This window comes from Rhizobium sp. CB3171, from assembly GCF_029714265.1.
Lineage (GTDB): Bacteria > Pseudomonadota > Alphaproteobacteria > Rhizobiales > Rhizobiaceae > Rhizobium.
Genome location: NZ_CP121657.1, coordinates 25,644 through 37,391, shown reverse-complemented (window position 1 = coordinate 37,391; position 11,748 = coordinate 25,644). Strand labels below are relative to the sequence as shown.

Sequence of the window (11,748 nt, the reverse complement as noted above, 5' to 3'; positions counted from 1 at the left end):
TTCATAAAAGGTGTGGAATTGAAGAAGTTATCCGTGGCTCTACTTAGAAAAGAGAAGATTTTTCTCCAGAGTTATTCTCAGGCCACAACTGGTGTGTGGATTGCTTGGGGGCCCGTTTACGTTGTGGACGCTCGTGACGTGAACTCAAGCCAATTCATCGACGAACTTAGCGGCAAGATAAGGGTTTCTCTCAACAACTCAGTTCATGGCGTTCCTCACCCAAGCCAAACCGAGTGGAAGACCGTTCAAGCCCCGATGCTGGAGGCTGTTGGTGTAAAGAGCTGGAACACGCTTGCCAAGGGCGCGAAATCCGTGGGATTGGAGTTTGAGGAAACATTGGTCAAGATGGAGCCCTCGGCGAACTACGAGAAGCAAGGCGGGACGTCGCTGCCTGATAAGACCGTCGAATGCGATTTGAATAGCCCAGAACTTGGGAGCGCCTTGATGAAGGCCTTTGAGGCTTGCAGCTAGAAGCGGGGTTTAGCAGGCGGCTCATTCCAACCCGCAGTGGTGATCGCAAATTTCCGATAATCAGTTCCACCGAATCGGAAGCTTCAATTCATTAATGAAGCAGGAGGCGGACAATGAACAATCCAATTGAGGAGCAGAGACGGTTAATTGATAGGCTATAAGGCCCTGTCGGACCCACATATGCGATTTTGGCCAAGTTGACGAACGATTGGTGAACGTCCGACTTTACAATCAGGTATCTTTCTGGATCCGGAGGGCGAGTGGGGAAGGACCGCCACTCGCCAGCTCCACTACGGTGTCGGTCAGAGCTTGAAGCAAGATTAAATCAATATCCGTTCAATTTCGTCCAGGTTCACATCGTCGCTACGGCGTTCGTAGAGCTGCGTCGTGCGCGTGGAAGAGTGATTGGCAATATTGGCGGCCTTTTCCAGTGTGCCGCCGTTTTTCAGATAAGCGGTAAAGCCGGTGGCCCGGAAGGTATGATTGCAGACTGCCGTGCCGATCCTGGCCGCAACCGCACGGCGCCGCACCAGCGCAAACGCGTCCGGCTGGGTGAGCGCATTGCCGGAAAGCTCCGAGGTTCCGCGCCGGAAGGTCTGGAACAATGGCGCCCGCAGCGTATCCTTCTGGCCCGCCGCCTGAATATAATCGTCGAGGTAGCTTTCCAGCGTGTGGTGGCATGGCAGCTCCACCTGCTTGCCGCCTTTTTCATGCAGCCGCACCCATAATCGCCGGTTCTGCGGAAAGACGTCCCTCACCTCCATGCTCGAGGCGGCGCCGATCCGCGCAAAGGTGTAGATCATCAGGCCGATCAGCGCCCGATCCACGTCTGCCGATCAGGGTGTCGGCCGGGATGCTGTCCAGAAGCTGGCGGGCCTCCTCCGGAGATAGCACGGGGTGTTGAGTTGCGCGAGATTTTGATCCGCATTTTCATTTTGCGCTGACCCAGCTTGGAAAATTCAACCATTTGAAACGATTGATTATTCTATGTTCTTGCTGGATCTTGGCCAAACGCAAAACCGGGTTAAATCATCGCGGAAATCAACAGCCGGTATTACATAGAATCCTCAGAGGCTGCACACGAGCCACTCAACCACGAGAGCAGGCGATCACGTCTGCAAAATCGAACGTCCTATCGATGCCCGGTTCGTCGAGAAGCCGGAGCCGGGCACCGGCACTCTCAACTTCGCCCGATTTCTGCATGCCCTTATGTCGAAGTGGTTTGGCAGTCGCGTTTTGGTCGGCCGGACAGGTGTCGGCACCCGAGCACGGGCAAAGTATCGTTTCTTGCAAATTCCAATTGCATTTTTCCACTTGCATTTACGCAGGCGTCCACAGATGCTTAAGGGCCGTCTAACAAACGTCCACCCCGCCCCGCCACTGGGCCAATTCGGAGAGAGGTATGTTTCGTTATCTCGCGCGTCGTCATGATCGCAAGCAGGTATTGAGGTCTCTGCAACGCCAGAAGCGCATCGAGCATAGCTCCATAGGGTTTGGCTACGATGCCTCTTTGGCGTTCGCGGTTGACGAGGCCGGCGACCAAAATGCAAGCGGTGCTGAGCTAGCCTTGGGAACGCTTTCCGAAACAGAACAGTTTTTCTCCCCGATTTTGCCTTCGGAGCCGTTGAGGGAAGAAAAAAATACTGTTACTTTTCAGTCTGATATCATAACAGCAGATGAAGAAAACAACACATTTGAGTGCGTAATCACCGATAGCGGATCGAAAGGTCATGCGCTTGTTGTGTTTCATCATTGGTACGCGCGGCACCGCTACTCAGCATTCGCTAAATTCTTTGCTGCAAGGGGCATAACCGTCATTGAGGCCACCCTTCCGTACCATTTTGGTCGTGGTTCCGACGACTATTCCGAGGAAAGGTTTTTCAACGCAAGTTTAGGACGTACCGTCCGATCGATAAGACAGGCGGTACTGGATGGCCGTAAGATTGTTCGTTGGCTACATAGTCAGGGGTATTATAAAATCTCTGTTGTAGGCATGTGCTTAGGCGGTACAGTGGCTGGTCTGGTCGCTGCACAAGAGCATAAAGTAGATAAAGCGGTTCTCATGGTATCGCCAATGAGCCCTGCGGATCTTGTTTGGACTGCGGAGACCATGAAGGCGTTACGTGGTCGCATTGAAGCTGTCATGTCACTCGAAGATTTGAGAACCGCTTGGGGCCTCATTAACCTGGAGATGCATACGTGGGGTCTCACACGTCCTGGCCTGGATATGATGCTCGTGCTTGGTAAGGACGATATAATTGCACGTCCAAAAGCTTCGGATCGCCTGATAGAATTATTAACGAGAATGAATTGTCCGCCAGAGGTTCTACGACTCAATTGCGGACATTCGTCTGTTGGCATTTTCCCTTACAACATAATTGCGGCAAGGAAGGTGCTGCGATTTTTGAAAGAGACCCCGACCTTGGCTGAGCTCTGGGAAGTTCGTGGATTTCGCTACGACTTTAGCGAAGTTGGCTATACCAGCACCAGCTCGAAACTGCGAAAATGGCTAACTCACGCAATGAACCGTGGATATGCTTTCGACGATGAAAGAACGCGCAGTTGAACCGAAATTCAAGTTGCTCATATCGGTTCAGCCCCTGGGAGCATGAGGATTTGTGGAGCAGGATGGAACGGAGTATGTCGCCGTCATCGAATCTTGGCGGAGCGGGCGGGTGTGAAGTGGGGAAAACCGAAGGCAGCAGATGCAGTGGAGCAGGACCGGCAGACCCTTGACGAGCCTGCCTGCATTCAACCATTCCGGCGATGGTATCCCGGCATGGCTATCGACAATCATGAGAAGCCCGAATTGGCCCGTGCCGCCTGACCGCCCCACAAATTCTCATGCTCTCCCAGTCTGGTCGCGCCGATGGCAATTCGGCTTTCCCCGTACCCTTGGCGGACTCATCCTGTCAGCGGTCATGATCTCGGCTCAATCCAAGGTCCTGCGACCGAGCAAGCTGCTGCTTTACGGTGTGATCGTGAGACTGCTCGGCCATGCGCGTGCGCTCCACCATACGCGCGACGGTCTTGATCTCCTCGGCCTGCTGCTCAAGCTCCGGACGCTGCTCGAGTTCCTTGGCAAACTCTCGAGGATCGGAATGACCAAACCGGCGCGCAAGTGCATCGGCGACCAGTTTGGCCTCCTCGAGCGCGGTCTGACCATCCGTGGACGATCGCAGTTCCTCAATGAACTGGCCCCGTTTCTCGATCGGCGTCTTTTCCACCTGGGCGATGATTTCGGCGCTACGCGACGTGAGACCGGGAACCTCTACCACATCGCGCTTTTCACGTTGCCATTGTTCGCTCTTGCGTTCCTCACCAAGGCGCCACTCCCACCCTTCGGCGGAACTGCCGATGTGGGAGGCAAGCGCCTTCGCATAATGAAGCGCCTCTTTCCGCTCCTTGTTGTCGCCGAACAAACCGGAGTTGCCGCGCAAATCCCCGAACCGCTCCGGCTGCTCGGTCACGGCTTTTGCCATCATCTTGCCGTTGCCTTCTTTCTCGATGATGGCAGCCTTCAGCCGGCCCGCCATCTCGGCCGAATCGCGGAAGACATGACGCGCCATTGATTCCACGGCTTCAAATCGCTGCTCGAACACCGGCATGGCCTTTTCGCGGGCGACATCTTCAATGCTGCGATCGTAGCGCGTAATTGCCGGCACCAGCGGAGCGGGCTTGGCGGTCTCGGACTGCAAGGCGTTGCGCTCTCCAGTCGCTACACGGTCGTTCTGCTGCCGACCGGGCGCTAGATCCTCTTGGCGAACAGGGCCGGCCAGATCGTCGGCACGTTCCTCGTAAGCCTGCTGGCGATCGAATGACCGGTCCTGCCGCTCCCGTTCTGGATGGGCCGCACGGGGCGAAACGTCCTGCGCCAACTTTGGGGCGGAAGCAAGTTCGATATCGCTCTTGACCCCGAACTGTTCTGCGATCCCACGCCGCTCGGCAAAGTCTCGTGTATAATCCAGCGTCGTTTCTTTCCCGCCGGAACGCGACAGGCGACTTTCGAGTTGCTGATAAGCCAGCTCGCCACCTTGCACCACACGCCACGAATTGCGCTCCGTCTGAGTCCCGTCCGGAAGTCTGACGGGAGTGGACCCTTCGTGCTGCAGGCCGATTCTGTCCCCGATTTGCGGCGCGGCTTCCTGCAGGGCGCGCTTGAGATCGACGCCCCACACCGTGCGCTCTTCACCCTTGTCATTTTCCAACGTCACGAAATAGCTCTCACGCGCTTCCGGATTATGCTCGTATGGCGCAGCTCCGTGCGCAACCAGGCGGCCCGCGTTGGTAAACTCGTCTTGTGCCGCATAGAGCTGCGCTCTGTCGCGATGGCGGGTCATGGCGACATAGGTCAGATGCCGGTCCATCGTCCCCGACGCCAGCACATAGGCGCGATCGACCGTTGCCCCCTGATTTTTATGGATCGTCGTCGCATAGCCGTGGTCGATCGCTTGATAGGTGTCCATCGGAATGCTGACACTATCGCCGTCGCGACCGTCGAGCTGCGCGACGATCATGGGGCCGGCACCCGGCTTCCCGGCTTCGACACGCTCGACCGTGCCAAGCATCCCGTTTTTCACACCGAGATCGCGGCTGTTCTCAAGGAACACGATCCGGTCGCCGGGGGCGAATTCCCGCTTGCCGTCGTTGGTCTGGAATGTCAGCGCGCCGGCGTCTGAGCCCATGGCCGGCACGTTGCCCTTCGCCAACTCGCCCCGCTCCTGTAGCTCGGAACGAATAGCGGCATTCAGCGCCCGAACATCAGCGCGACGGTGCGCCATAGCGACTCGGGTGCCATCCGGGTGCTGCTCGCGATCAGCAAGATAATCCCGTACGATCTCGGCCCGCGCCTCGTCGCCAGTGGCCGCAAGGTGAATATCGCCATGGTCCCGATATGCAGCCAGACCCTCGACCGTCTTATGGGTGGCGAAGGAAACCGACGCCTCCCGCTGCCAATTCTCGCGCTGGCGGCGAATGTCGGAAAGCTCGGCATGGCCGATCTGCTCAGCAATCGCACGGAACGGCGCACCCGCACCGATCGCCTGTAGCTGCTCATGATCCCCGACAAGCACGATCTTCGCACCCCGCGCCTCGGCCTCGCCGATGAAGCCAGCGAGCTGACGGCTCCCGACCATGCCCGCCTCGTCGATCACAAACACATCGCCGCGGCCGATCGTATTTCGATCACGCTCCCACCCGCGGGACCATGACGCCAAGGTGCGGCTCTGGATACCGGAACTTTCCTCCAACCCCTCCGCCGCCTTGCCCGACAAGGCCGCACCGTGAACCTGATAGCCCTGCGCCTCCCACGCCTCACGCGCCGCCGCAAGCATTGTGGACTTGCCAGCGCCGGCAAACCCGACGACTGCGGCGATCCGCTCCGGCCCGGTGATATGCTCGATCGCATGGCGCTGTTCGTCAGATAGCCGTGCAGAACCGTCTCCGACACTTGTCCTGATCGCTGCGTCCTGCTTTGCTATCGCACGATCGACATGATGACGATCGACGCCATGGCTGCGGGCATCTCCCATCCTAATAGCTCGCTCGGCCATGGCGCTCTCGATCTCGACCATTTCCCGCGTCGAATATTTCGCAAGCTCGATCTCGCCGGTCTGCTGATCGATCCGCTCCGGCTGAAGCTCGGCCAACGCCGGCGATGCCATGACGGCCGTAAAGGCGTTCTGGAACGTCTGCGCATCATCATTGATGTAACGATGCAAGGCGCGGGCAACGTCGCGCCGATCGAACACACTCTTTTCTTGTGTGATGATTGAAAGAACCTGCTCCGGCTTTTCCCGGATCAGCTCGGCATTTCGCTGCGCCGCCTCCTCGTCCAGCCGCGCCCGCTCGACACCCATACCCTTGCGCTGCATCTGCGTGGCATGCACGCCCATGTGCTCGGTCGGCGAAAGCTCAAGCCCGCGCTCCTGATGCGAGCGATGATCAATCCGGATATCCAGCCCCTCGCGCTGAAGCTGGCTGTTGGCGATATTCTCCCACGACTGCCTGATATCGCGAAGCTGCATGTCGGTTGTCGCCATACCATTCGACAACAGCCGCGCATTCTTGTGCTCAAGATAAGTCTTCTCGCCTAGACCATCTTCGCCAACCTGCCGCGTCGTCATCATCACATGCGCATGGTAGTTCCGGACATCGCCCTGCTCATGCGGTGCATGGATCGCAAAATCCACCGCTGCGCCATAACGGTTCGCCAAATCCTGAGCGAATATCCGCGCCGCCTCCAGCCGCCCTTCCGCAGACAATTCATGCGGAAGCGCAATCTCGAACTCGCGGGCGACACGAGCGTCTTTCCTATTTTCCGCAAACTCGGCCGCATTCCACAAAACCGAACGATCCACAGCCCAATCAGCGGAAGCGCCTTCCGGCAACACGATCTCCGTATGCTCCACCCCCTCTTTTCGGGTGAAATCATGCACAAGACCATCGCGTTCATTTGTCAGGCGAACCGCGCAACGATAAGCGGCAGATGCCACGGCACTGCGGCCAGATGCCCGCGAGATCGGCTTTGCGCTGAGATGATAGATCGCCAAACAGTACTCTCCGAATCCGTTGCAGGTTATCAAGCACTGACTTGCACAGCAAGTCGTAAGTGCGCCCTTCGTAATTCATTCGCTTCGCTCCTTTATATTCAGGTATCCACTCGCGGCAAAGAAGTGCCCAACAATTGAAAGTGTGATGCGCAGAGATACCAACTGTCAACAGCCGACAACAAATTCCGCAAAGGAACATCAAACACGAAATCGGCGCTTGACGGCATTCGAGTTTTCGAAGTCAAATTTGTATAAGGCTTACCGATTGAGCCGAGACATCTTGTATGGAGTACATCGAATGCAACAAAGAAATACACCGCAATGGCCGACATATATTGCTCGGCTCACAGCACTGCTTACCCTCGTACTGAGCCCCGATCACTTGCGCCACTTGCCGATCATCCGTGATAGTTCGGAGCCGCTTTGGGTCGCGATCGGGGTTGCCTCCATCGTCGCGCTCTTCGTTGGCGCGATTGTTATGCACGGCTTCGAGTGGCTGGCCAACGCACACGAGGATAGCGTCGAGACCAAAAACCGGTCCAACTTCGGCATCATGGTTCTGACAGCCGGCGTGCTACTGATCGCGGTTGCGACTTTCGCCATCCAATGGCAAAAAGGTGCCGGTTGAAGTTGCGGAAACGTGAGACGCGTTACAGCGTCTCACGGCCACATGACGCAGGAGAACACATTGCCTGAAGAACGCGACCATCTAAGACGCGCGGCCGCCGCCCTCGACAGCGTCACGAACCGTCCACTCGAACCCTCCGGATATGATCGGCGGCCCTTCGGGAAAAGCGCCAGGCGGAAATTGAAAGACTCCGTGAAACTCACCGACCAGAATGACGATCAGTAAGCGCTAAGGGAGAAACCATGGCACGCAAATCCATTGAACAACGTCTGGCCGAACTGGATGCCCAGCGCACCGCACTCAAAGCCAGATTGTCGAAACAGGACCGGGCCAACGACACCCGCCGCAAGGTGCTGCTCGGCGCGCTCGTTCTGCATCGCCTCGAGAATGCTAACGATCCGGAATTCACCAAGCGGCTCAGCGACTGGCTGCGCCGCGAACTGCCGGGCTTCCTCACCCGCGAGAGCGACAAGGAACTATTTGCTGACTTGCTCGGCAAGACGGAAAACGCGCAAACGGCAGCAAATAACGGGGAGGTCAGTTCATGAGCCAGGCTTCGCTTGCATGGGCCGCGTTCAAGAACATGCTCCGGATTGCCGCGCGTGATCCACTGCGGGCTTTCCTTGCCGTTCTCGTCTTCCCCTTCCTCGCCATAAGGTACCTCATCGGCACCATTCTTGTGGTGCTCGTCGTCGGTCTGGTCGTATCGATTATCCAGGTCCTCATCCCGAATGATTGGCCAATTCTGAAAGCAGCAGCAGCACTCCCTGCCATCGCCGTCATGATTGTGCTCGCTTTCCGGATGCTCACCAATCCCATGATCGAACGGTTTGGAGATCTGGACGGAGACACACACGGTTCGGCTCGCTTCGCCACGAACAAGGAAACCGTAACCCTCACCCGTTCCGAGTCCGGCCTGTTGATCGGCCGCGACGGCAAGACCGGGAAGCTGCTGCGCTATGACGGGCCGGCCCATCTGCTCACCATGGCCCCCACACGTACCGGCAAAGGTGTAGGCACCATTATCCCCAACCTGCTCACCGCCAACCGCTCTGTCATCTGCGTCGATCCGAAGGGCGAGAATGCTAGGATCACCAGCAGGGCGCGGCAACAGTTCGGCCCGGTTCACGTCCTCGATCCTTTCGGCGTGACCGGACTATCCTCGGCCGCATTCAATCCCCTCGACCAGCTCGATGCGAACGGCCTCGATGTCGCTGAGGATGCGAACACGCTCGCTGATGCGCTCGTATTCGACGAACCGGGCATGGCTGGCGAGGCGCATTGGAACGAGGAAGCCAAGGCCCTCATTGCTGGCCTCATCCTCATGATCGTTGCGACCGAGCCCTATGCCCGACGGCACCTCGGAACACTGCGCGAATATTTGACTCTCCCCCCGGATCGCTTCACCGCCCTGCTCAGGCACATGCAGGACACCGATACTGTCGGCGGATTGATCCCCAGAGCTGCTAACCGGCACCTCGGCAAGTCCGATCGCGAGGCCGCCGGCGTCCTCTCCTCCGCCCAGCGCCACACCCATTTTCTCGACAGCCCACGCATGCATCGTGTGCTTGAAGAAAGCTATTTTTCCTTCGCGGACCTCAAAAAACACACCGCAACGGTGTTCCTCGTCCTGCCACCAGATCGCCTCTCAACCTATTCGCGGTGGCTGCGTCTCATCGTTTCGCAAAGCTTGCTCGACATGGCCCGCACCCCTCAAAAGCCGGCCGTGCCGGTCCTCTACCTGCTCGATGAGTTCGCCGCACTCGGTAACCTGGCTCCCGTCGAGCGCGCTATGGGTCTCATGGCCGGCTATGGCGTCCAGCTCTGGCCAATCCTGCAAGACGTTCATCAGCTACGCGCAACCTACGGCCAGCGGGCTGGCACCTTCCTCTCCAACGCCGCAATTCTGCAAGTCTTTGGCGTCAACGACCATGACAGCGCCCGCTTGATCTCCGATCTGCTCGGGCAAGGAACAGTCGTCTTCCAGACCATGGCCCGCGCTCTCGATTCCGATAAATCCGGGATCTCCTACAGCGAGCAACATGTCGCCCGCGCCCTCATGACCCCCGATGAGGTCCGCAACTTGCCGGAAGGCGTCGAGCTGCTGTTCATGGCGGGCCAACGGCCGATCATCGCTAGCAAGTTGCGCTATTATGCTGATCCGGAGTTCAGGGGGCTCTATGACGCTGATTGAAAGCCTTTCTCATCTGCCCGACCGAAAACGCCGCGAACTTGTTAGCGGTCGTCTAAAGCTGCGGTTATTCGCTGCCGAGAAATCGGAATAAAGCCCTGTTGTCGTTTTGCATCTAATCGCAAGACTCCGCATGCAATAATTTCAACAAGGTAGCGCTGCACTTAATTTGAGATTGGGCAGTTAATTTAAGATTCTGGCATCGATTTAAGCGCTTAATGTGAGATTCGCCGCCGAGGAAATCATGGCTACTTCCGGCCAGTCTTCATTAGAAAATGCCAATATCACAAAAGGTTATTGCCAATTTGAAAGGCGTCAAGCGCCGAAACGCCCACCAAAAATCTCATATTAAGTGCCATCATCTGCCGGAACGGGCGCATTCTTACGATTAAGTGGCAAACGACAGAAGCGGGTCCAGGCGCGGCCAGCAACAGATAACACGGGAGGCCTTTCAGGGCCGAATGGATCGGGCGTCTGTTAGCGCCGCCGGGACGGCCCGCTTAAGGTGATCTGCCGCAAAACAGGGGAAGCCTCCTGCAGCTTTACATCACCGGGGCATTCGCCGCGCCATACGGAGGGATGCTTGCTCCCCTGCCGGGGGAACATGGCGGAGTCGACGCGGCGGCTGACGCACATCGCAAAAATCTATAACGTCATTCATAGCTATGATTTCCAGACTCGAGCGATGACCGTGACAGCCAAAAAACCGACGCCTGCCGAGCCAAAAAGGGCGCTTATCAAGGATCTGCGGCGGCTCCTCGCCGATGCAATATCCGATCACAAGTCCTATGACGTGCCGCAAGTCTGCGTCCGCATCGGCCTTGCAGACGGGACCAAGGAGGAGGCCTTCTCTAGCAAATACAAATACGCAATGGCGCGTATAGCGAGCGAACCGGTAGAGAAAGTTCTCGAAGCCGCCCGGACTTATTTGCTGGAAGAAGAGTCGTTCTGGCTCGCGGAGGCGGTGCATAAGCTGGAGGAGATCGATGTCCAACCTATCACCGAAATCACGCGCCGCAGGCTTGCGGGTGTGTTCGACAACCGGCCACTCTGCACGGAAATCGAAGAATTGGCCTTAATCAGGCGTTTGTGGCCCGTCGATAAGATGCCATCCCACGATTATCCCAGCAGCGACCGGATGCTGGAGCGGGATATCTGGTAGCATACTGTCAATAATGACGATTGGGACAACAGGTTCCTACTCGACCGCCTCGGATTTTTCGATTGCTCCCAGGCGCAAGTTTTCAAATTCCTGGCGGCCGTCACCGATCCCATGGTGCAAACCGCCGCGGCCCAACAGACGATCGTGGACGAAATCAACGCGCATCTCCGTCACGACGGCTACAAGCTGGTCAAAGTCCGCGAGCTGTCGGGCTGCCCGTTTTACGAAGTGAAGCCGATGCCCAAAGGCTCTCCTGCCGATGCGGCTATATCGAATGCATTGAAGGCATTCGATCCGAACGACGTCCATGCCCGTTGGACCGCCGCCCTCGAACGGCGCGAAAACGATCCGCCGGGCGCCATCACGCTTGCACGAACTTTGCTCGAGGACGTCTGCAAATGGATCTTAGCCGAAGCCGGGCAGGAATGGGCGGAATCGGACGACCTGCCCGTCCTTTACAGAAAGCTGGCGAAGGTCCTCAAGCTTGCGCCCGACGATGTGACGGAGCCTGTATTCAAGCAGATTCTCGGCAGTTGCCAGTCGATCGTCGAAAGCCTTGGCGCGTTGCGCAACAAGCTGGGCGACGCCCACAGCATCGGCCCCAAGCGCGCGCGTCCTGCCCCGCGCCACGCCGAGCTGTCGGTGAATCTGTCCGGTTCCATGGCGACGTTTCTTATCTCGACCTGGCAGGCGCGGCAGGCGGAGAATGCGCGAGCCGCTGCACCTGCCACCCCGTGAGGCGACG

At 57.6% G+C, this 11,748-nt stretch carries 7 protein-coding genes and 2 pseudogenes; 7 read left to right on the top strand and 2 right to left on the bottom strand.

Translation table 11 applies throughout. The features are described 5' to 3' along the window. The first annotated feature begins 18 nt into the window (after nt 1–18). A complete protein-coding gene (locus QA648_RS36500; protein WP_283055154.1) occupies nt 19–471 on the top strand; it encodes a hypothetical protein in 453 nt (150 codons plus the stop codon). Between the two features lie 320 nt (nt 472–791). Here the strand turns inward: QA648_RS36500 and QA648_RS36495 are convergent. Further along, nucleotides 792–1,374 (bottom strand): annotated as a pseudogene (locus tag QA648_RS36495) (tyrosine-type recombinase/integrase); the annotation flags it as partial. A gap of 499 nt (nt 1,375–1,873) precedes the next feature. Between QA648_RS36495 and QA648_RS36490 the strand changes: the two are divergent. After that, the gene (locus QA648_RS36490; RefSeq protein ID WP_283055153.1) at nt 1,874–3,037 is read left to right on the top strand and encodes a dienelactone hydrolase family protein; all 1,164 of its coding nucleotides are present in this window, start codon (nt 1,874–1,876) and stop codon (nt 3,035–3,037) included. A gap of 346 nt (nt 3,038–3,383) precedes the next feature. Here the strand turns inward: QA648_RS36490 and traA are convergent, their stop codons facing one another. Then, nucleotides 3,384–7,022: a Ti-type conjugative transfer relaxase TraA gene (gene traA, locus QA648_RS36485; protein WP_283055152.1), complete on the bottom strand. Its 3,639-nt coding sequence runs from the start codon at nt 7,020–7,022 to the stop codon at nt 3,384–3,386. Between the two features lie 298 nt (nt 7,023–7,320). On the opposite strand from traA, the gene QA648_RS36480 reads away from it, so the two are divergent. From QA648_RS36480 to QA648_RS36460, 5 genes and pseudogenes are all read left to right on the top strand, one after another. After that, nucleotides 7,321–7,650 carry a hypothetical protein gene (locus QA648_RS36480; protein WP_283055151.1) on the top strand — a complete coding sequence of 110 codons (330 nt, stop codon included), beginning with the start codon at nt 7,321–7,323 and terminating at the stop codon, nt 7,648–7,650. Nucleotides 7,651–7,892: 242 nt separating this feature from the next. Continuing rightward, complete coding sequence (locus QA648_RS36475; protein WP_283055150.1) at nt 7,893–8,198, top strand: mobilization protein; 306 nt, start codon at nt 7,893–7,895, stop codon at nt 8,196–8,198. Further along, nucleotides 8,195–9,844, top strand: coding sequence for a type IV secretory system conjugative DNA transfer family protein (locus QA648_RS36470; protein WP_283055149.1), 1,650 nt, complete (start codon nt 8,195–8,197; stop codon nt 9,842–9,844). Before QA648_RS36475 ends, QA648_RS36470 begins: the two co-directional genes overlap by 4 nt. 601 nt (nt 9,845–10,445) lie before the next feature. Beyond that, nucleotides 10,446–11,264, top strand: a pseudogene (locus QA648_RS36465) (hypothetical protein); the annotation flags it as partial. Then, nucleotides 11,241–11,741 carry an abortive infection family protein gene (locus QA648_RS36460; protein WP_283055158.1) on the top strand — a complete coding sequence of 167 codons (501 nt, stop codon included), beginning with the start codon at nt 11,241–11,243 and terminating at the stop codon, nt 11,739–11,741. The pseudogene QA648_RS36465 and the gene QA648_RS36460, both read left to right, overlap by 24 nt. Nucleotides 11,742–11,748 lie beyond the last annotated feature (7 nt).